This is a genomic window from Tardiphaga sp. (assembly GCF_044340795.1).
Classification (GTDB): Bacteria; Pseudomonadota; Alphaproteobacteria; order Rhizobiales; family Xanthobacteraceae; genus Tardiphaga.
The window spans coordinates 1-20,284 of record NZ_JBIISY010000068.1 but is presented as its reverse complement, the minus strand read 5'-3'; the positions used below and the strand labels follow the sequence as shown (position 1 = coordinate 20,284).

The window sequence follows — 20,284 nt, the reverse complement described above, 5'->3', positions numbered from 1 at the left end:
ACCATGAGCCCTGTTCTTTCCGTCCAGAACCTCACCGTCACCATGAAAGGCAGCAAGGGCCCGGTGCCAGTGCTGGAAAATCTCTCCTTCGACGTCGCCCAGGGCAAGACCATGGCGCTGGTCGGTGAATCCGGCTGCGGCAAGAGCATGACCGCGCTCGCCATCATGCAACTTCTGCCGGAAGACTTTCGTGTCACCTCGGGCCACGTCATGCTTGATGGCCAGGACGTGCTCACCTCATCGCCGAAGGAGCTGCGCAGCTTGCGCGGCAACAAGATGTCGATGATCTTCCAGGAGCCGATGACGGCGCTGAACCCGCTCTACACCGTCGGCGACCAGATCGGCGAGGTGCTGCGGCAGCATCGCGGCCTCGGCCGCCGCGACGCGCACCAGCAGGCGATCCAGTTCCTCAAGGCCGTGCAGATACCCGCTGCCGAGAAGCGCGTCGATGCCTATCCGCATCAGCTCTCCGGCGGCATGCGCCAGCGCGTGATGATCGCCATGGCGCTCGCATGCAAACCGAAGCTGCTGATCGCTGACGAGCCGACCACGGCGCTCGATGTCACCGTGCAGGCGCAGATCTTCGACCTGCTCAGCGAATTGCAAGACGAGACGGACACCGCCATCGTGCTGATCACCCATGATCTCGGCGCCGTCGCCGAACTCGCCGACGATGTCGCCGTGCTCTATGCCGGTCGCTGCATCGAACAGGGCGCGGCAGAGGAGATCATCGCCCACGCCCGCCATCCCTATACGCGCGGCCTCATGAGCTGCGTGCCGCATCTCAAGCTCGGCAAGACCGACAGCCATTTCGCCGCGCTGGAGGAAATCCCCGGCATGGTGCCGCCGCTCGGCGCGCGCGGGCCGGATTGCGCCTTCCGCGCGCGCTGCGCCTTCGCCGCCGAGGTCTGCCGCACCCAGCCGCAGCCGCCGCTCGACCGCGTCGATGCCAGCGCCGCCGTCTCATGCTGGCGCCACCAGGAGATCGCGCCATGAGCGACGGCATCAACATGGTCACTCCGCCGACGGATGTGCTGCTCGACGTCAATGACCTCGTGGTGCATTTCCCGGCCGGCCGCCGCGGCCTGTTCGGACCTCCGTCGAAAGTCCATGCGGTCGATGGCGTCAGCTTCCGCGTTCGCCGCGGCACGACCTTCGGCATTGTCGGCGAGAGCGGATCGGGGAAATCCACCACCGCGCAGGCGGTGATGCGGCTGATCCCGTCCACCTCCGGCCAGATCGTGTTCGGCGGCGAGAACATCGCCGATTATCGCGGCGAGAAGCTGCGTCTCGCGCGCAGCAAATTCCAGATCGTGTTCCAGGATCCGTTCTCGGCGCTCGACCCGCGACGCCGCGCCGGTGAACTGATCCGCGAGCCACTCGACTTGCTCGGCATCGGCACGTCGCGAGAGCGCGACGCCCGCGTCAGGCAGTTGCTCGCCGAAGTCGGCCTGCCCCCACAGGCCGCCGATCTGTTCCCGCATCAGTTCTCCGGCGGCCAGCGCCAACGCCTGTGCATTGCGCGCGCCATGGCGCCGGAACCGGACCTGATCGTTTGCGACGAGGCCGTGTCGGCGCTCGATGTTGCAATCCAGGCGCAGATATTGAACCTGCTCAAGAAGCTGCAGCGCGAGCGCGGGCTGACCTACATCTTCATCTCGCACGATCTCGGCGTCATCCAGCATTTTTGCGACGAGATCGCGGTTATGTATCTCGGCAAGATCGTCGAACAGGCGCCAGCCAACCTGTTTTTCTCCGCACCGATGCATCCCTATAGCTGGTCTCTGATCTCGGCCGCCGCCCCGCCCGGCCCGCTGCGCGACCGACTGAAAAAGAACTATCTGGTCAAGGGAGATCCGCCGAGCCCGGTTGACCCGCCGCCCGGTTGCCGCTTTGCGCAGCGCTGCCCATTCGTCATCGAGCGCTGTCGTGCGGAACTACCGAGCCTGGAAGCGCAAGAAGTCGACCACTTCGTCGCCTGTCATGTCACAGCCGATATCGGTCCGCCTGATCTTGGCCAAGGCTCAACTGCTATCGGCGAATGACCACAGCCGCGTCGGAGCCGACGCTTGGCGTCGCGCTGAGCGAGTTTGAATAAACGAGGCAAATGTCCGCTGCGCGCCAGTGCGGGCACTCCAACGACCACTTCGCCAAGCAGTCCATTCCGTAGATCGCCACTCGCCGTATTTGCGGATCGGATCGGCGCGATCACTTGAATGCGAAGTCACTCTATCGTGCCAGAAGGCCGGCTTCCAGGGCTTCTGAACTGTATCCGGTGTGAGCGCCAGACGGCGCAGCGTCCGGCGCGAGACACCCTGGCGAACGAAGAGACTGTCGACGGTTTTGGGAACCTTGCGCTGTCCAGAAGCATTCCAGAAGCAAGAAAGCCCGCCAGACACGGGCCTTTCTCGGCTAGTCGGGTAAATCTGGCCAATTCCCCGCACTGCCTGGCTGGGGCGGGAGTGCTGTTCGTACTTGTCTCCGGGAAGATTCCCTGCAAACAGGGAATTTTTCAGGGAAATCACGTTTTCGGTAGCCCGCATGGCATCAGACAACGCTCTTTCCCGCGAATCTGAGCTCTCTCCCGCGAGTTTCCCTAAACACTCGAACAGGGATTTCATTCTGAGTTGCAGGGATCTGGAAAGGCTCAATCTGGGACTGCCTTTACCCTTCTATCTCCGCTTTGCGCCGATTGTGTTGAAGAAGTCGGCGAGTTGTCTATCGGGGTGTGCACAGTGGGGCGGCGCGCGAGCGTCTGCCCCAGTTCAGATGGGCATTGGAGCCGGCGCCGGGACCAGTTTTGCCAGCTTTCGAAGGTTCTGAGCAGTTGCGGCGAGCAGGAACTCGTCGCGAGCACCGCAAGGACCTCTCAGACGAAGCCGGTCGAGGCGCAGGATACGTTTCAGATGTGCGAACAACATCTCGATCTTCTTGCGTTCACGTCGCGAGGTTACGTAGGCTTCCGTCTTGGCGACCCCGCGCGCCACATCGCGAGCGCTCTCGTAGATCGAGCGTGGCACCTTGCGGGCTGGCATCTTCGGGCAACACCGTGGCTTGAGCTCGCAGATGTCGCAGTCCCGCTTGCTGGCGCGATAGAGAAGCGTCGCTCCGTCATTCACCAGCGTCCCGGTGGACGTCAGTACCTTGCCCGCCGGGCAGCGATAGATGTCGATCTCCGGATCGTAGGCAAAGTCGTCGCGGGCGAATGTTCCGTCCTCGCGAGCTGACTTGTCGAAGACAGGTATATGCGGCTCGATCGCGCGCTCCAACCAGCCCAGCATGTCGGCTGATCCGTAAGCGCTGTCGGCAGCCAGACGCTGGGGATGGATACCGAAGCATTTCTCGGTACGTTCAATCATCGTGCGGGCCGCACCGACCTCAGCCTGTCGAATGGCCCGTGTCGCCTCGACATCGACGATGACGGCAGCCTTCAGATCGATCAGGTAATTGTCGGCGTTGGCAAAAATGGCGTGGCCTTTGTGAGCCCCGGTCCATTGCGCAGCCGGATCGGACCGAGAGACGAACTTCGGCACCGTCTCGCTCGCGGCCCCCCAGGCCGCTTCGTCCAGCGTGTCGAGGTACTCGCGGACGGATCGCCGCGCCCGGGCAAGCGCTTTCCAATCATGGTCGTCGGTCCCTGCAGCTGAACGCTGCTTGTTGGCGTCGGCAGCGATCAGGCTGGCATCGACGGCGAAGGCCGTACCATCGACCAGCCCCTCCGCCATGCAGCGCCGCACCACCGCCTCGAACAGCTTGCGCAGGAGATCGCAATCGCGGAAGCGACCGTGCCTGTTCTTCGAGAAGGTTGAATGATCCGGCACCTCGCCGTCGAGGCCAAGCCGGCAGAACCACCGGTAGGCAAGATTGAGGTGGACCTCCTCGCACAACCGACGCTCCGACCGGATGCCGTAGCAGTAGCCGACCAGCAGCATGCGGACGAGCAGCTCAGGATCAATCGATGGTCGGCCGGTCGAACTGTAGAAGGGCGCCAACTCGCTCCGAATGACTGACAGATCGACAAACCGGTCAATGTTCCTGAGCACGTGAGTGGCTGGTACGTGCCGCTCCAGCGAGAATTCGTAGAACAGAGCCGCCTGATCAGTCTGCCGTGGACCCATCATCGATTCAGCCTCCGCCGATAGCGGGATTGAATCAGCGATGGCGCCCCGCTTCAACAGGGGAGTTTTTCAACACAATCCGCCAATAGCGGACAGATCGCAATTCGAGAACTTTGCTCGATGTATCCAGTCCGCTTGAATTACGCCGCGTAGATATCCTTATAGGTCTCGCGCAGGACGTTCTTCTGCACCTTGCCCATCGTGTTGCGCGGGAGATCGTCGACGAAAATCACGCGCTTCGGCATCTTGAATTTTGCGATCTGGCCGTCGAGCGCCTTGATCACCGAGGCCTCGTCGAGCGCGGTCTTCTTGTCCGTCACCACCACTGCCGTGACGCCCTCGCCGAAATCCGCATGCGGCACGCCGATCACGGCGCTTTCCACCACGCCCGGCATGGCATCGATCTCGCTCTCGATTTCCTTGGGATAGACGTTGAATCCGCCGGAAATCACCAGATCCTTGCCGCGGCCGAGGATGTGGACATAACCCTTGGCGTCGATCTTGCCGAGATCGCCGGTGATGAAGAAGCCGTCGTCGCGAAATTCCGACTTGGTCTTCTCCGGCATCCGCCAATAGCCCCTGAACACGTTCGGGCCCTTCACCTCGATCATGCCGATGGTGTCTTTCTCGAACGCCGCGCCCGTTTCCGGATCGGTGGCGCGCACGGACACACCGGGCAGCGGGAAGCCGACTGCGCCGGGGACGCGCTCCCCGTCATAGGGGTTCGACGTGTTCATGTTGGTTTCGGTCATGCCGTAGCGTTCGAGCACGGCATGGCCGGTGCGCGCGAACCATTCGCGATGCGTATCGGCCAGCAGCGGCGCCGAGCCGGAAATGAACAGCCGCATGTGGCTGCAGGTGTCTTTCGAGAGATTCGGCGATTGCAGCAGGCGGGTGTAGAAAGTCGGTACGCCCATCAGCACAGTGGCGCGCGCCATCAGCTGGATGATGCGCTCGGGATCCAGCTTCGGCAGGAAGATCATCGCCGCGCGCGAGAACAGCGTGACATTGCTCGCCACGAACAGACCATGCGTGTGATAGATCGGCAGCGCGTGGATCAGCACGTCGTCCTTGCTGAAGCGCCAGGAGTCGACGAGGCTCAGCGAATTCGATGCGAGATTGTCGTGGCTCAGCATCGCGCCCTTGGAACGGCCGGTCGTGCCCGACGTATAGAGGATCGCCGCAAGATCATCATTTTCGCGCGGCACCGTCGCGAAGTCCGACTTCTCTTTCCCGGCCGCATCGGTGAGCGAGCCCTGCCCGTCCGCACCGAGCGTCTCGACCTTCGCGCCAACCTTGGCGGCGATGGCTTCGATCCCTTCTTTCTTCGAGGGATCGCAAACGATCAGCGACGGCTCGGCATCGGTGATGAAGTAATCGAGTTCGTTGAGCGTGTAGGCCGTGTTGAGCGGCAGATAGACCGCACCTGCACGCACCGTCGCGAGATACAGAACGAGGCCCGGCACCGACTTCTCGGTCTGCGCGGCGACGCGATCGCCCGGCTTGACGCCCCGTGCGACCAGCACATTCGCCATCTGCCCCGCCAGGCCGACCAGATCCCCGTAGCTGATGTGTTTACCTTCCGGCGTCTCGATAGCGAGGCGCGAGGGGTCTTCGAGCTTGTCGAACAGGCGGGAGAACAGATTCATGGGATACAATCAGCAAGAGACAAGAATATCAGGCGCCGCGAAACGCCGGTTTGCGCTTCTCGCTAAAGGCCTGAACGCCTTCGCGATAATCTTCGCTTGCGAGACATGCAGCGATGGCCGTACTGACTGGCGCGATATCGGAAAAGTCCGGATCAGGAAGCAGATAATTGACGGTCTTCTTCAGAGCCTTCAGGACCAGAGGCGCATTCTCTGCAGTCAGCGAACACCACTCATCCACCATTTGATCAAATGTATCGCGCGGCGCGACCTTGCTCACAAAGCCCATTCGGAGCGCATCGGCTGCATCGAAGATGCGCGCCGAGAAAAAGATGTCCATCGTGTTCTGCGGCCCCAGCACCGACAGGAAGCGATTGACGCCTGCGACGGCATAACCAAGCCCCAGCCGGCTGGCAGGCATCCGGAAGCGCACATCGTCGCGGCAAAATCGCAGATCGCAGGCCGCCGCAAGTCCGAGACCCCCTCCCATGCAGATGCCCGCGATCTTGGCGATCACCGGCTTGCTGCATAAGATCGGAGCCGCATAGGCCGTCGCGACCGCCGCATTATAGTGTTCTTGCGCTCGCTTATCGGTGCGCTTTTCTTCGAATTGGGAAATGTCAGCGCCGGACACGAATGCTTTGTCACCATCGCCTTCGAGAATAACGAGACGGATGTCGCGATCCCCATCAAAAGCCTCGATCGCTTTCGGCAGGCCGAGCCACATGTCCAAAGTCATTGCGTTGAATTTGCTCGGATTGGAAATAACGATACGCCCGATCGGGCCTTCTCGCTTGATAATCAATTCCGGCATTTCGCACTCCCTGTAGATATAATGACTTCGCCAGGATGCGAGCAACTTGGCTTTGGTGACGGATTGAATCGATAGCGATCACACAACGCCATCGGTCCTCAGCCGCTCGATATCACTATGTCCGATCCCGATCTCCTGAAGGATCTCGTCGGTCTGCTCGCCCCATTCAGGCGCCGCTGTCACAACCGATGCCGGTGTCCGCGACAGCGTGACTGGCTGGGAGATCACGCGTACGGCCTCGCCTTTGCTCGTCTGGGTATGGGCACAAACCTTGAGATGTTGCACCTGTTCGTCATCGAGCATTTGCGGCACGTCATAGACGGGACCGGCCGGCACACCTGCATCGTTCAGTACTGCCACCCAATGCGCAACGGTGTTTCTTGCGAAGGCCTGCTCCAATGCAGCATTAAGCCGGGCACGGTTTGTGACACGCTTCTTCTCATTGCTGAAATCGGGATCATCGAGCAAATCTTCCTCGCCAATCACCCGGCACAGCTTGATCCAGATGCCCTGCCCGGCCGCACCGAGATTCATGGCGCCGTCCGATGCGTGAAACAGTCCCATCGGTGATGATGTCGGGTGATCATTGCCTGCGGGTGTCGGAATTTCGCCTTCATTGAGATAGCGCGCGACTTGAAAATCCATCATCGCGATCTGCGAATGCAGCAGCGATGCATGAACCCACTGCCCTTCGCCGGACAGATCACGCTCACGCAGCGCGACCAGGACACCGATCGCTGCGTAAAGACCGGTGCTCGAATCCGCGACCGCAATGCCTGCCCTGAGCGGCCCTGATCCAGGGTGACCGGTAACCGACATCAGACCACCCATGCCCTGCACGATTTGATCAAAACCGGGGCGGCCGGCATATGGCCCGTCCTGCCCGAAGCCCGACACACTCGCCAGGATGATGCGGGGATTGATCGCCTTCAGCGTCTCGTAATCAAGGCCGAGGCGGCGCTTGACGTCCGGTCGCCAATTCTCAACCACGACGTCCGCCGACGCGATCAGACGCTTGAGAATCTCCAATCCCTCCGGCGTTTTGAGATTGAGAGTCAAAGCCCGTTTGTTGCGATTGAGATTCTGAAAATCACCGCCGAGCCGATTGCCTGAGAAGGCGACCTCATTGGGATCGACGCCAATCGGTGGCTCGACCCGGATCACATCCGCGCCGAAATCAGCCAGCATGCGAACGCAGGTCGGGCCTGAACGCACGCGTGTCAGATCAATCACCTTCAGTCCGGCCAGAGCAGGCGATGCGCAGATCCTTGCCACGAGAGACCTCCCATAAATATATTTATGCATCGCATTAATATATTTATATTACGAGGTCAATTGCCCGCGCGGCTTTGTTTCTACGCGAGCAGGCCTTTGGGAAGCTGATGCATGATGTCCATCACCGCGGGGGCGCCTTCACCCGGCGTCAGATGCGCCGTGGCAAGCTTGGCTGCTGTTTGCGCGTCGTTGTCCAAAATCGCCTGCACGATGCGTCCGTGATAGTCATTGGCCTGCGTAATGAAGCCCATCGCATCGAATGAATGACTGCGATAGGCGCTGGTACGAACGCGCATACGCAGGATTTCCTGACGCAGATAGGGGTTGCGAGATCCCTCATAGAGCACTTCGTGGAAGGCCATATTCGCCTGCTGCCAGCCGACGGCATCGTTGCGTACCACGACGTCTTGCGCAGCGTGATGCGCGTCAGCCAAAGCCTGACGCTGCTGCTTGGTCATGCGCTCGCAGGCATAGCGCGCCGAAAGTCCCTCCAGCTCGGCGAGCAGCTCCCAGACCGCCAGGAGTTGCGCAAAGTCCATCTTGGAGACGATGGCACCGCCGCGGGAAATGCTTGAAACAAGGCCTTCGGCTTTCAAACGCAAAATGGCTTCGCGCACGGGTGTTCGCGAGACCCCGAACTGGGCCATCAGAATTTCTTCATCGACGGGATCTCCCGGCAGCAGCTCGCGCTGGCTGATCTGGGACTCGACGACACGGTAAATGTGATCACTAGCCTTCATGTCGATCACTTGTTGGAAGTTACGCCGTTGCCGGCTTAAACAGGATACACGGAACAGCCAGCAGACATCCGGCATAGGCCGAACACCTGCTAAGCCAATCCTGTTTCCGGCCCCCGGACGTAATGCAACTCCCTTACGTTGTGAAGCCCTGACGCTTAGTCTAGAGCGTGAGATTGACCGTCACGGTCTTCGACCGCGAGAAGCCTTCCAGCATCGAGCCCAGCGACATTTCCTTGCCGATACCACTCTGCTTGAAGCCGCCATAAGGTTGCCCCATGATCTGGCCCTTGCCCTGATTGACCTGGACCCAGCCGGAATCGATCTCGTGAGCCATCCGGATGGCGCGCGATGTATTTCGGGAGAAAACGTAGCCAGCAAGGCCATAGTGACTGTCATTGGCCATCTTGAGCACCTCGGCCTCGTCTTCCCAAGGGATGGCAACGAGTACCGGTCCGAAGATTTCTTCCTTGGCCAGTCGCCAGTCGTTCGAAGTACTGGCGAACAGCGTCGGCACGGTGAAGTATCCTTCGCTGAGCGGACCGTCCTTAGGGGGCAAACCGCCCGTGATCAGTTTTACGTCCTTGTGTTTCAAGCCTTCGTCAATATAGCCGCAAACGCGGTTGAACTGCTTGGCGTTAATCAAGCTTCCCATGTCGGTCGTTTCATCCAGGGGATTGCCGATCTTGTAGCTGCCCATCAGCGCAACAAGCCTATCGAGGAACTTGTCGTAGATCTTGCGATGCAGGAATAGGCGCGAGCCGGCGGTGCAGGATTGGCTCTGGCGGGTAAACCGCATCGCCGACGCGACGCCTTGCACGGCCCATTCCTCATCCGCGTCATCGCAGACGATGGCCGGGCTCTTGCCGCCGAGTTCCAGCGACACAGGAATGATGCGATCCGCTGTATTCGCCAGAATGCTGCGGCCGACCGCCGTCGATCCGGTGAAGGACATTTTCGCGATCCGCGGATGGCTGACCAGCGCCGCGCCGCATTCGGTGCCGAGGCCAGTGATCACATTGAGCACGCCCGGCGGCAGATACCGGTTGCAGATCTCCGAGATAAACAATGCCGCAAATGGCGCATCTTCGGCGAGCTTCAACACCAGCGTGTTGCCGGCGCAGACCGCAGGCGCGATCTTGATCGACGAGAGTGTTGCCGGCGCATTCCAGGGTACAATAGCGCCGACAACGCCCAGCGGTTCACGGCGCGTATAGCTCAGAATATCGTCGCCAAGCGGCAGCGTATCACCCTTGAGCTCGCCTCCCAATCCACCGAAATAGCGGAACACTTCGACGCAGGTCAGCGCTTCCGGCCGCGCCTGGGTTCGCAGCGCATTGCCTGTTTCATGCGCGATAATCCGCGCTAGTTCTTCGTGACGCGCTTCGAGCTCATCGGCGATCTTCAGCAGCGCCTTGCCGCGCTGGGATGGCACGACCTTCTTCCAACTCGGAAATGCTTTCTCGGCCGCGGCAACGGCTCGTTCGACATCTTCGGCCGATGCACGCGGTGTGTGACCAATGGTCTTGCGCGTTGCCGGGGACTCGACGGCGATGGTGCGACCATCAGCTGCGTCGACCCAATTGCCATTCAACAATTGCCTGACCGGCCCGAGACGGACGGAGGACTCCGCTTCGCTGACGGGGCCTTCGAAGGCGCGGCTCATCTGAAATTGCACAGTCATTTTTTTCTTCTCCAGTGAATGCGGCCGTTGAAGTTCAACCGCGTTGCATTCCGTTTCGCACCAAAGCTATCGCGCGGCGCGACCGGTTCCGACAGCCGTCGTCCGCTTGCCCTCACGTCGATGGTGAGCAAATTGCAGCAATGAGCCAACGATCCCCTTCGGCATCAAAAACATGCAGACGATCAGGATTCCGCCATACACCGCCCCGGCCAGGGCTTGTCCGAGATCAGACGCATAGGACGGCACATATTGCAGGAACAGGCCCGCGACCAGCGCGCCCCAGATCGTACCGAGGCCACCAACCACGATCGCCGCCAGGAAGCCGATCGACAGCATCATGGTGAATGAGTCCGGTCCAATGAAACCAATCGTGAATGTTGCCAAAGCACCGCCGATCCCTGCCAGCATCGAGCCAATGCCGAACACGATAACTTTGAGATTGTTCACATTGACGCCCATCGACGATGCCGCGAGATCGCCCTCACGCACGCCCGCCAAAGCGCGCCCGACACTTCCGCCGACAAAATTGCGAATGAGCCAGAATGCCACGATGGTGAACGCCAGGACGATGTAATAGATCCATGTGTCCTGCCCCAGCGTGAACCATGCTGGCGGCATCGGCTTGTCGACCAGAAGACCCGCGGCTCCTCCGGTGTAGGCCTTGAACTGCTTGATCATCGGCACCACGGAGACCGCCAGGATCAGTGTGATGAGCGCGAGATAGAGCCCGCGCAATCGCTTGGCCGGATAGCCGGCCAACACGCCCGCGACAAAGGTGACAAAGCCCGCGAGCATTACCGAGATGAAACTGCCAGTGCCGAGATAAAGATTGGCGAGCACCGCCGTATAGGATCCAAGCGCGAAGAACGCGTTGTGACCGAGCGAGACCTGCCCCACATAGCCGGTAATCAAATTGAGCCCCAGCGCAGCGACCGCATAGGTCATCACGCCCGTCAACTGAAAGGTCTGATATCCTGGCGCAATCAGCGGAAAGCCGAGCAAGGCCACCATGATTGCGATCCCCACCACGACCTTGCCGACCGGCATGCTTGCGGATCGAACCGGCTGGTCAATCGACATCTCAATCGTGTTCATACCCGCACCATTACAGTTCCGCCGAACAGGCCTTCAGGCTTTGCAATCAGGACCGCCACGATCAGCAAGAGCGGCAGAAGGATCTGCAGATCCGAGCCGAGCCAAGGCAGATACGCCATCGACAGCGCCTGGGAGATGCCGACGATCGCACCACCAACGACAGCGCCGCGGTAGCTCGTCAGTCCGCCCACCACCGCCGCGGCGAATGCATAAATGATGATCGAACCCATCATGTTGGGATCGAGTGTCAGTTTCGGTGCCACCAGAAGACCGGAAACTGCGCCAAGACCAGCGGCAAGTCCCCATCCCAGCGCCATCATCGCCGTGAACGGCACACCGACCAGCATGGCCGATGTCGCATTGGACGCAGAGGCGCGCAGCGCTGTGCCGATCCGAGTACGTTGAAACAGCACGAACATGCCGACCGAGATTGCAATCAAAACCGCGATCGTTCCGAGCAATTCGACATTCAGCCGCATTGATCCAAAAGCGAGGTTTCGATCCGGGAATGCGCTGGGGATCGATAGCTGCAGGAAGCCCCACAGCGAGCCGCTCAAACTGTTGAAGGCCAGGAACAGGCCGAGCGTCACGATGATGATCGTCAGCTCGTCCTTATGCTGCACGGGCCGAACGATCAGATAGTAGGTCAGCGCGCCGATGATGATCGACGCGATGAAGGCAACCAGGAATGCGACGCCAAATGGCAGGCCCCAATCGATCAGCTGCCAGGCGATATAGGCCGAGAATGTCGCCATCTCGCCCTGGGCGAAATTCGCGATATTAGTCGTTCGATAGATCAGGACCAACGCAAGCCCGAGCGACGCATAGATCGCGCCATCTCCAATCCCGTTGACCAGCTGTTGCAAAAAGTAAGACATCATCCGTCCCGCAGTTCAGTCGTGATCCGAAATCCTGAGCCTTAGCGGCTAATGCCCGAGATAGGCCGCCCGCACCGCGTCATTTGCGGCAACCTGCGCCGCTGTGCCCGTGACCACCATGGAGCCGGTTTCCAGCACATAGGCGTCATTGGCGATCTCCAGCGCCAGATTTGCATTCTGCTCGACGATCAACATGGCCGTCCCCAGGGTTCGGTTGATCTGCTGGAGTGCCTCGTAGAGCGTGTCGATGATGACCGGCGCGAGTCCGAGCGATGGTTCGTCGAGCAACATGACGCGCGGCTTCAGCATCAGCGCTCGCCCGACCGCCAGCATCTGCTGCTCGCCGCCGCTCAGGCTGCCCGCCTTTTGCTTGCGGCGCTCGGCGAGACGCGGGAACAGCTGATAGATGCGCTCGACATCTTCGGCGATCTGAACCTTGTCCTTGCGGCGAAAGGCACCGACCATCAGATTGTCCTCGACCGTCAGGTCGACGAATGTGCCACGGCCCTGAACGCCATGCGCAACCCCGAGCCTGGCGATCTGATCTGGACCAAGGCCCTTGAGGTCCTTACCGTCCAGCAGGACCTGCCCGCTATATTTGATCATGCCGCTGATGGCGCGGAGCGTCGTGGTCTTGCCGGCACCGTTGGCGCCCAGCAACACGGCGACATGTCCCTCTTCCACTGCAAGCGATATATTGTGCAAGACTGCGATACGCCCGTAGCCGGCACTAAGGCCTTTGATCTCAAGAACGCTCACGCTGTTTCCCCAGATACGCTTGAATGACACGCGGATCCGACTTCACGTCGGCAGGCCGGCCTTCAGCGATCTTGTTGCCGAAGTCCATCACCACGATATTGTCCGAGATATTCATCACCATGCCCATGTGATGCTCGACCAGCAGCAGCGTGAGGCCGAAATCATCGCGGACACGAACCAGCGTGTCCGACAGCTCATCCACTTCCGAATGCGCGAGGCCTCCGGCGGGCTCGTCGAGCATCAAGAGTGTCGGACGCGCCGCGAGGGCGCGTGCTAGCTCGACACGCTTCAGCGTTGGATATGGCAGACTATCGACACGCTGATCATGGACGCGGTCGAGTTGGAGCCGCTCAAGCAGCTCCATCGCGTCACGTCGCTGCGTGGCCTCCTCGGAGCGAAACATCACTGGCACGAATGGTGCGCGCAGCAGCGACGTCCGGCAGTGATTATATGCGCCCAGCATCACGTTCTCGATGACTGTGAGCGACTTCATCAGCGCCAGATTTTGAAAGGTACGCGCGATTCCCTTCTGCGCAATGTCTTGCGACCGGCATCGGGTGATATCTTCACCCTGGAAGATGATACGCCCGTCGGTCGGGTTGTAGAGCCGGCTCACACAGTTGAACAGGCTGGTCTTGCCGGCGCCATTCGGCCCGATCAGCCCGCAGATCACATTCTGTGGGACCTGAAATGTCAGCCTGTTGATGGCGACGACGCCGCCAAACCGCAGAAACAGATTCTCGACCGATAACTTGGCATCACCTGCAAGTCCTTGCGGACTTGCAGGTGCCGATTGAGCCAAGGCAGCATCCATGGGATCGTCCCCTCGATGTCATGTCCAAAGCCACTCACCGCGTGAGCGACATGTCACTGCGGCAAGCCGAGTGCTTCTTCTGCCTGTTTGGCGACGATGCTCATGTCAGAGCCTGGCGTCGCGGACGCGAGCGCCTTCGCCCAAATGCCGGCCGAGGTGCGCGATAACAGGGCATCGGAGCCCATGGCATCGAAGAGCGACATCGCGACCCGTACGTCTTTCTCCATCAGCGCCAGCGCGAAGCCGAATGAGAATGTCCGTTCGATGACCGCCTTCTCCCAGACATGAGTGGTCTGGAAATTCTGGCCGCTCGATGCGTTAACGACTTTGAGCATGGTCGAAGGATCGAGACCGAATTTCGCGCCGACCGCGAATACCTCACTGGCAGCGACGAAGGTGGTTGCGGCGAGCAGATTGTTGAGCGCCTTGACCGCATGGCCCGCCCCCACCTTGCCGACCAGGAACACGTTTGCTCCCATCTTCTTCAGCAGAGGCAGCGCACGATCATATTCGGCTTGCGATCCACCGGCCATGATCGCGAGACTAGCGGCCTCAGCTCCCTTGATGCCGCCAGACACCGGCGCGTCGATGAAGCTGATGCCGAGCTTGGCCGCGGTCTCTGCGTTCGCCACCGAGTTGGTCGGCGCCGACGAACTCATATCGATCACCATTGCGCCTTTGACCAGGTGTTCGAGTAAGCCTTTTTTGCCACTGCCACCATGCAGAACCTGATCGACCACCGCGCTGGTCGGTAGCATTAGGATGACGGCGTCCGCTCCCGCCATTTCCGAGAGATCCTGCACGGCCCGTCCGCCAACATGTGAGACGGCCTCGGATGCACGTGCGCTATCGGTGTCATAGATGAGAATATCGGCAGCACCCTTGAGATGCTTGACCATGCGGCTGCCCATCGCGCCGAGGCCAACGAATCCAACAGTCTTGAACATTTACGTTTTCCTTGTTCTTTTCCGCGCTTCTCTTGTTTTTGACTATCGAGACTTCGGTTCGTAGGGCGGCGTCTTGTTTTCGTAGTTGATGACACCGCCGACCGGGACAAACTTCACGCCGTCAAACTGAGAAATTTGCACCGCTTCGATCGGGTATCCATCCTCGGCACCGTTGGTATTGAGATTGATACCATCGAGCAAAAGCGGGAACTTGACGTTTTTCATGTTACGCGCAGCATCCATGAAGGCCTGACGCGTCGGCTGTTTCATTTGCTCGAACAGATACTTTGTTGCAAAGCAGACGAACCATCCGGCTGCCGCATTCTGGTCAGCCGGATTCAGCGAGCTGCCATATTGCTTGAGCTTCGCGACGTACAGCTTCACGTCTTCATCATTGGCGTAAGCCGGATTGGACTGATCCTTGAGCCACTGGCCGCTATAGACGCCCTTGGAATTCTCGATACCGGCCGGCTCGAACACGCCGCCGATGCTCGATCCGACGCCCCAGATGATATGCTTCGGCTTCCAGCCAATCGATGCAGCCTGCTTGATCGCCTGCACCACGAATTTCGGAGTGGTGGCATCGACGAAAACATCCGCGCCGGAATCGGCCAGTCGGCTGATCTTCGCGTTGATGGTCGGCTCGCTATAGGTATGCTCTTCATGCGCGACGATGTTCAAGCCGAGCTCTTTCGCCGACTTAAGAAACGCCTCGGAGAAAAACGGACCGCCGCTATCGTCATTCAGCAGCGCGATCTTGGCGTTCGGAAACTTCTCCTTGATGAACGCTGCATACATGGCTGCCTCGGTGTTGTAAGCAAGCCAGGCCGGCATAGTCCACGGATAGCTCGCGACCTCCTTCTTGTCGCCGAACATTGGGCCGCCCGAACCGATGAACATCTGCGGCAGCTTTTCGGAATTGTAGTAGGTGCGCGTGCCGAGATTGGCGCCCGTGCCGGCATTGCCGACAACCGCAAATACCTTGAGCTGACTGGCAAACCTGCGAGCATTCTGCAGGGCCCGCGCGGGCTCCATAGCGTCATCAAGCAGCTCCAGCTTGACCTTCCGCTTCACGCCATCGCCGAAAGTGACGCCGCCGGCTTCTTCATTGAGGTAGCTGACACAAGCCTGCATGCTGCGCCCAATCGCGCCGTAGCCCGCATTCGGGCCTGACATCGCGGCCGACATACCGATAGTGACTTCCGTATTGGTAATGCCGCTGTCAGCGCGCGCGGCCCCGGTCGTCGAGAGCGACGCTGCTGTCAGCAGCACCGGCAGAAGGCACGCGCCCGCTACACGTGAACGACCAAACGTCATCGTCATCAAATCCTCCCATTTTTCTCCGGCTCAAAGGCCAGTTGAGATCAGACTACACACCGTCTGTATTTAAACAAGTGTCAAAAATATATTTATGGAGCTTATCTGAATTCTGCCGTGCGACAATTTCACGTCGATTCAGGATTTGCTGAACGCGTCACCGTCGATGATTGAGGCTGACTCGTGAGATGTTGGTGGAGATTGTTCTAGCCCCGCTTTGCGCCACGAGCTGACATGGCTCGATAAATGATACCCTAACAGCTCTCGCACGCGTCCTTAGTAAGGTTGAGAATCCCACGATCGACATCGTTGCGCGCCTTCGAGCTCTTAGCGCGCGTTAGCGGGACGAATTTGTAGTCGCTCATGGCTTCGTCCGATACAGGCTCGATTTCGGATCAAATCGAATTGGCAAAATACTTGCCCAACCAAAGCTTCGGCATGTGGCACGCGACAGACATGCCGGGGGCCGGGAACTCACCGTCCCCCATAATTTCTGATCGTCGACCGAGAAGATGAATCGCTTTCGGTGTCCTAACTTTATACTGGCGCTAACGCTAGCATTCCGCGTCTAAATCTCGGACCAGCATGCGTGCGATCTCGGGTTCATGATCGTGGAGATCTCTCGCACAGCCGCTTGCTAATGCACCATTCTCAAAAGCTTCGCCGCAGATTCGCGTATCGAAGCGAAGCAACAATCGCTCAGATTGCGTGTCGCTCTGCATTGACCTGAATTCCCGGAGACGAAGCGGATCATCGAGATCGAGACCAAGTCGAGAATTGGTGACCTTTGCTGAGTTTATGCCGGCAGCGCATGCAGCTGCCAAGTGGCGCGTGAAACTGTTGGGACCAAAATGAGGCGAGATCAATGTCGGAGATTTTAAAGCGAAGCCGTTAGTGCCGTTGTCATAGGTTGCCGGCGCAAGAGCGACACCGCACCGCTTCGCGGCAGCGATAAGTTCGGCGATGTCCCTTCCTCTGATCAGCGGGATATCGCTTGGCAGAATAACCACCGTGCGCGCCTCGCGAACGGCGAGCTCAGCCAGCGCAATCGTCACCGCTGCATTCGTTCCGATTGCCCCACGATCATCGATGACGGTCGTGCAGCGGCCCGCGACAAACCACGCGACGTCCGGCGAATTGGTGACGATCGCGATATCACAGAGCTCACAAACATCGGTTGCGGCGGCAAGCACATCTTCCAGCATGGCGGTGGCCAGGAGCGCCCTCATCACCGGGGTCAGCACGGGCGCGAGCCGCGTCTTCGCCTGCGAGAATGCCTTGACCGGCACCAGCAACCAGTCGCGCGGCGCGTTCATTGCGCGGCCATTCTGGATTGCCATCGCGAATCGCGCCCGAGATGCGCACCAAAAGCCAGCACGTGCTCGGCAAGACTGCATCTTGACGCTTTGTCCGTCATGAGCGTCGGAGTGGCATATGTGGCAAGCGGCAGAGTATCCGCCTCCCCGCTGTCGCTGTCGTCGATCACCAGCCCGTCGATCAAATCGCCGTAGTGCCGAGCTATTCCGACATTGCTGACCGGGATGCCGAGTTCCATCATGATCTTCCGGGTCGGCCCTTTGACTGCCTGGCCACCGATGATCGGCGACACCGCCACGACCGGGACACGAGCGCTCCGGATCGCCTCCGCCATTCCGGGCACGGCCAGGATCGGATCGATGCTGAGATAAGGATTGGACGGGCAAACCACGATCATGCCCAGATCGCTCGCCGACAGCGCATTGGCGACGTCGTGCGTCATGGACAGTCCCTGCTCAACATCGAAGCGAATGGCCTTGACCTCGGGCTCGCAACGCCGCTCGACGAAGTAGCGCTGGAATTCGAGCTCTCCGATGCTGGTGTCAACCATCGTGCGGATACGGCCATCGCTGACGGGCAGGATGTTGGCGCGAATTGAGAAACGCTGCGCAATGTCCCGGGCAAACTGCGTCAGCGTTTCGCCCGCAGCACGCCGCTTGCTGCGCTCGACGTGTAGCGCAAGGTCGCGATCACCAAGAGAGAACCATGTTTCTCCGCCGATTTGAGCCATCGCCGCCATGAAATTCCATGTTTCATCGGCGCGCCCCCAGCCGCGTTTCTCGTCGTTGAGGCCGCCCAGCGTGTAGAGCACCGTGTCAAGGTCCGGCGAGATCTCGAGACCCAGATGCGAAAAATCGTCGGCCACATTGACGGCGACATCGAGCGCTTCGCCAACGACGTCCTGAAGCCCGAGCGCGAGCTTCGCGCCGCCGACGCCGCCGCAGATCGCCACGACACGCTTGCCTTCGCCCAACGACGTTGTGGAGGTCATCGGAACATATCCTTCTCCTTCGGCCGAACCAGCGTCGCCACAGGATTGACGGTGGCCTTGCTGTTGAAGCCCGAGATATGCACGACCGGTTGTCCCTCGTCGCCCTGCCCCATCACAAGCGAGGCCGCGGCCGCCAGTTCATCGGCAATGGCGACCTCAGTCACCTGCATGGCGCGATCGAACAGATCCGGCGCACCGATCATGTTGTAAAGCGACGGGATGCCCGCGCTGCCCACGGCCACACCGACGACGCCATTGCGCCACGGGCGCCCAAAACTGTCATTCATGAGAACGCCGACCTCGCAGCCGAATGCGCGATCGAGCCCTTCCTTCAGACGCGCACAGCTCGCATCGGGATCGACCGGCAGCAACAGAACCCGTGCCTCTCCGTCGCCATGGGCGATATTGGACTCGTCGATGCCGGCATTGGCCATCACGAAGCCCAGGCGATGCTCCACAATGATCACGTTTTGGCGCGTCCGCAGGACATCTTTGGACTCCGACAGCACCACTTCGATATGGCGAGGATCCTTGCCGACCGTCATTGCAAGCTCGCGCGCGCGTTCCGACGGCGTGACGTCCGCGAGATCGACGTAACGGTTCTCGCTTTTCGATACGATTTTCTGCGCGAGGACGAAGATGTCCCCATCTGCCACCTTCACGTCGGCGCGCCCCGCGCCAGCGACAATCATTTCGACCAAGTCATCGCCGGGGCTCACCAATGGCAATCCGGGAAGCGCGGTGTATGTGATCCTCGTCGTCATCGTGTTCTTGCCCTTGCCGGTCGCCGGCTGACCGGATTCCGTTTGATCAGTCTCCGGGCCGCATCGAGTATATTTGGGCGATGACGTCTATCACGATTTCTGCGACGAGAAGATGCCCTTGATCTTCTGCCACAGCAGCGTCCAGACCAGCGACCCCAGGTTGAGCGACTGCGCTTCGGCACTCGGGCGCGGCTGCGGGGCCGGCTGAACCGCTGAGGCCGGTGCGGCCGAAGCCGGCGCGGCGGTTGCAGACGCAATTGGCTCCTGTCCCGCCAAGGCTGGGTCCGCGGCTGTCACGGTCGCCGGCGGTGCCGCAGCGGGAGCCGAGGCGGCCAGCATGGCTTCGAGATTGGTGGCGAAGATCTTGGTGATGCTTCCCGCAATTTCCTTGACGATGCCGGCGCGGCTGAACTGAGCGAGCGGACCCGAAATATTGTAATCGACCGACAGATCGACGCGCGTGGAAGCGGCATCAACGGCGTGCAGCTGATACTTGACCACGGCCTTCACGCGGGTCGCGTTCTTGCCATCCTTGCCGGCGCCACTGATGGTGCCCGAATGCGTGGCGTCGTCCCGGGTGACTTCAGCATCGCCGGCAAAGGCAGCCTTGATCGGACCGAGTTGAATCTTGAACACGCCCGATGCTTTCTCATTGCCTTCGACTTGCGTGATCTCGGCACCGGGGATGCAGGACGCCGTTGCGGGCAGATCGCCAAAACCGCGCCACACCACATCGATGGGGCGGGCGACGTTAAAGGATTGATCGAGCTGCATAGAAATATCTCCTTACGCTTTCGCGCGCTTGGCCGCGTAGATATTCTCGACGGCACGTATGATGCCTTGATAGCCAGTACAACGGCACAGATTGCCGGACATCTCACGGGCGATATCGGCCGGGTCGAGATCCGGAAATCGCGTGACCAGATCGAACGACGTCATCAGCATGCCCGGCGTGCAATAGCCGCATTGCAGGGCGTGTTCTTTGGAAAATTCGGCGCGGATGGCATCCATCTGCGCATTGTCGGAAAATCCCTCGATGGTGCGGATGTCGCGGCCATCGCAGGCTGCCGCAAGCGTGATGCACGAACGTGCGGAGACGCCGTCGATATGGATCGTGCAGGCGCCGCA

At 60.1% G+C, this 20,284-nt stretch carries 19 protein-coding genes; 2 read left to right on the top strand and 17 right to left on the bottom strand.

Annotation, left to right across the window (positions count from 1 at the left end; translation table 11 throughout):
• The first annotated feature begins 3 nt into the window (after positions 1-3).
• Both ACIQ17_RS13450 and ACIQ17_RS13445 read left to right on the top strand, forming a co-directional pair.
• A complete protein-coding gene (locus tag ACIQ17_RS13450) occupies positions 4-996 on the top strand; it encodes an ABC transporter ATP-binding protein (RefSeq protein WP_398469349.1) in 993 nt (330 codons plus the stop codon).
• Positions 993-2,045, top strand: a complete 1,053-nt coding sequence (locus ACIQ17_RS13445; RefSeq protein ID WP_398469347.1) for an ABC transporter ATP-binding protein — start codon at positions 993-995, stop codon at positions 2,043-2,045. The genes ACIQ17_RS13450 and ACIQ17_RS13445 overlap by 4 nt, the downstream gene beginning before the upstream one ends.
• 720 nt (positions 2,046-2,765) lie before the next feature.
• Here ACIQ17_RS13445 and ACIQ17_RS13440 read toward each other — a convergent pair.
• The 17 genes from ACIQ17_RS13440 to ACIQ17_RS13360 all read right to left on the bottom strand — a co-directional run.
• Positions 2,766-4,121, bottom strand: a complete 1,356-nt coding sequence (locus ACIQ17_RS13440) for an IS1182 family transposase (protein ID WP_398469345.1) — start codon at positions 4,119-4,121, stop codon at positions 2,766-2,768.
• 137 nt (positions 4,122-4,258) lie between these two features.
• Entirely contained in the window at positions 4,259-5,767 is a 1,509-nt protein-coding gene (locus tag ACIQ17_RS13435) for a malonyl-CoA synthase (protein WP_398469343.1), read from the bottom strand.
• Positions 5,768-5,795: 28 nt separating this feature from the next.
• A complete protein-coding gene (locus tag ACIQ17_RS13430; protein WP_398469341.1) occupies positions 5,796-6,578 on the bottom strand; it encodes an enoyl-CoA hydratase in 783 nt (260 codons plus the stop codon).
• Positions 6,579-6,656: 78 nt separating this feature from the next.
• Positions 6,657-7,883, bottom strand: coding sequence for a CaiB/BaiF CoA transferase family protein (locus tag ACIQ17_RS13425; protein WP_398469339.1), 1,227 nt, complete (start codon positions 7,881-7,883; stop codon positions 6,657-6,659).
• A 50-nt stretch (positions 7,884-7,933) separates the two neighbouring features.
• On the bottom strand, positions 7,934-8,668 hold the full coding sequence (locus ACIQ17_RS13420; RefSeq protein WP_398469337.1) for a GntR family transcriptional regulator: 735 nt from the start codon (positions 8,666-8,668) through the stop codon (positions 7,934-7,936).
• 85 nt (positions 8,669-8,753) lie between these two features.
• Complete coding sequence (locus ACIQ17_RS13415) at positions 8,754-10,274, bottom strand: aldehyde dehydrogenase family protein (RefSeq protein ID WP_398469335.1); 1,521 nt, start codon at positions 10,272-10,274, stop codon at positions 8,754-8,756.
• Between the two features lie 66 nt (positions 10,275-10,340).
• Positions 10,341-11,369 (bottom strand): branched-chain amino acid ABC transporter permease, encoded by a 1,029-nt coding sequence (locus ACIQ17_RS13410; protein WP_398469333.1) that lies wholly within the window; start codon positions 11,367-11,369, stop codon positions 10,341-10,343.
• Positions 11,366-12,247 carry a branched-chain amino acid ABC transporter permease gene (locus ACIQ17_RS13405; RefSeq protein ID WP_398469331.1) on the bottom strand — a complete coding sequence of 294 codons (882 nt, stop codon included), beginning with the start codon at positions 12,245-12,247 and terminating at the stop codon, positions 11,366-11,368. The genes ACIQ17_RS13410 and ACIQ17_RS13405 overlap by 4 nt, the downstream gene beginning before the upstream one ends.
• Positions 12,248-12,295: 48 nt before the next feature.
• Positions 12,296-13,006 carry an ABC transporter ATP-binding protein gene (locus ACIQ17_RS13400; RefSeq protein ID WP_398469329.1) on the bottom strand — a complete coding sequence of 237 codons (711 nt, stop codon included), beginning with the start codon at positions 13,004-13,006 and terminating at the stop codon, positions 12,296-12,298.
• The gene (locus tag ACIQ17_RS13395; RefSeq protein WP_398469327.1) at positions 12,993-13,820 is read right to left on the bottom strand and encodes an ABC transporter ATP-binding protein; all 828 of its coding nucleotides are present in this window, start codon (positions 13,818-13,820) and stop codon (positions 12,993-12,995) included. The genes ACIQ17_RS13400 and ACIQ17_RS13395 overlap by 14 nt, the downstream gene beginning before the upstream one ends.
• Positions 13,821-13,873: 53 nt before the next feature.
• Complete coding sequence (locus tag ACIQ17_RS13390; protein WP_398469325.1) at positions 13,874-14,767, bottom strand: NAD(P)-dependent oxidoreductase; 894 nt, start codon at positions 14,765-14,767, stop codon at positions 13,874-13,876.
• A 42-nt stretch (positions 14,768-14,809) separates the two neighbouring features.
• Positions 14,810-16,090: an ABC transporter substrate-binding protein gene (locus tag ACIQ17_RS13385; protein ID WP_398469323.1), complete on the bottom strand. Its 1,281-nt coding sequence runs from the start codon at positions 16,088-16,090 to the stop codon at positions 14,810-14,812.
• Between the two features lie 548 nt (positions 16,091-16,638).
• Complete coding sequence (gene cofC / locus ACIQ17_RS13380; protein WP_398469321.1) at positions 16,639-17,424, bottom strand: 2-phospho-L-lactate guanylyltransferase; 786 nt, start codon at positions 17,422-17,424, stop codon at positions 16,639-16,641.
• Positions 17,397-18,392, bottom strand: a complete 996-nt coding sequence (gene cofD, locus ACIQ17_RS13375) for a 2-phospho-L-lactate transferase (protein WP_398469319.1) — start codon at positions 18,390-18,392, stop codon at positions 17,397-17,399. The genes cofC and cofD overlap by 28 nt, the downstream gene beginning before the upstream one ends.
• Positions 18,389-19,156 (bottom strand): coenzyme F420-0:L-glutamate ligase, encoded by a 768-nt coding sequence (gene cofE / locus ACIQ17_RS13370; protein WP_398469317.1) that lies wholly within the window; start codon positions 19,154-19,156, stop codon positions 18,389-18,391. Before cofE ends, cofD begins: the two co-directional genes overlap by 4 nt.
• Positions 19,157-19,246: 90 nt before the next feature.
• Positions 19,247-19,930 carry an SRPBCC family protein gene (locus ACIQ17_RS13365; protein ID WP_398469315.1) on the bottom strand — a complete coding sequence of 228 codons (684 nt, stop codon included), beginning with the start codon at positions 19,928-19,930 and terminating at the stop codon, positions 19,247-19,249.
• 12 nt (positions 19,931-19,942) lie between these two features.
• Positions 19,943-20,284, bottom strand: a 342-nt coding sequence (locus tag ACIQ17_RS13360) for a (2Fe-2S)-binding protein (protein ID WP_398469313.1), incomplete at its 5' end; no start/stop codon positions are given.

Coding starts and splice junctions, on each gene's coding strand:
- cofE (WP_398469317.1), bottom strand. CDS start 19,156: ATGACGACGAGGATCACATACACCGCGCTTCCCGGATTGCCATTGGTG.
- ACIQ17_RS13410 (WP_398469333.1), bottom strand. CDS start 11,369: ATGAACACGATTGAGATGTCGATTGACCAGCCGGTTCGATCCGCAAGC.
- ACIQ17_RS13425 (WP_398469339.1), bottom strand. CDS start 7,883: ATGCATAAATATATTTATGGGAGGTCTCTCGTGGCAAGGATCTGCGCA.
- cofD (WP_398469319.1), bottom strand. CDS start 18,392: ATGACCTCCACAACGTCGTTGGGCGAAGGCAAGCGTGTCGTGGCGATC.
- ACIQ17_RS13385 (WP_398469323.1), bottom strand. CDS start 16,090: ATGACGATGACGTTTGGTCGTTCACGTGTAGCGGGCGCGTGCCTTCTG.
- ACIQ17_RS13420 (WP_398469337.1), bottom strand. CDS start 8,668: ATGCCGGATGTCTGCTGGCTGTTCCGTGTATCCTGTTTAAGCCGGCAA.
- ACIQ17_RS13365 (WP_398469315.1), bottom strand. CDS start 19,930: ATGCAGCTCGATCAATCCTTTAACGTCGCCCGCCCCATCGATGTGGTG.
- ACIQ17_RS13405 (WP_398469331.1), bottom strand. CDS start 12,247: ATGTCTTACTTTTTGCAACAGCTGGTCAACGGGATTGGAGATGGCGCG.
- cofC (WP_398469321.1), bottom strand. CDS start 17,424: ATGGCAATCCAGAATGGCCGCGCAATGAACGCGCCGCGCGACTGGTTG.
- ACIQ17_RS13395 (WP_398469327.1), bottom strand. CDS start 13,820: ATGGATGCTGCCTTGGCTCAATCGGCACCTGCAAGTCCGCAAGGACTT.
- ACIQ17_RS13430 (WP_398469341.1), bottom strand. CDS start 6,578: ATGCCGGAATTGATTATCAAGCGAGAAGGCCCGATCGGGCGTATCGTT.
- ACIQ17_RS13445 (WP_398469347.1), top strand. CDS start 993: ATGAGCGACGGCATCAACATGGTCACTCCGCCGACGGATGTGCTGCTC.
- ACIQ17_RS13435 (WP_398469343.1), bottom strand. CDS start 5,767: ATGAATCTGTTCTCCCGCCTGTTCGACAAGCTCGAAGACCCCTCGCGC.
- ACIQ17_RS13415 (WP_398469335.1), bottom strand. CDS start 10,274: ATGACTGTGCAATTTCAGATGAGCCGCGCCTTCGAAGGCCCCGTCAGC.
- ACIQ17_RS13390 (WP_398469325.1), bottom strand. CDS start 14,767: ATGTTCAAGACTGTTGGATTCGTTGGCCTCGGCGCGATGGGCAGCCGC.
- ACIQ17_RS13440 (WP_398469345.1), bottom strand. CDS start 4,121: ATGATGGGTCCACGGCAGACTGATCAGGCGGCTCTGTTCTACGAATTC.
- ACIQ17_RS13450 (WP_398469349.1), top strand. CDS start 4: ATGAGCCCTGTTCTTTCCGTCCAGAACCTCACCGTCACCATGAAAGGC.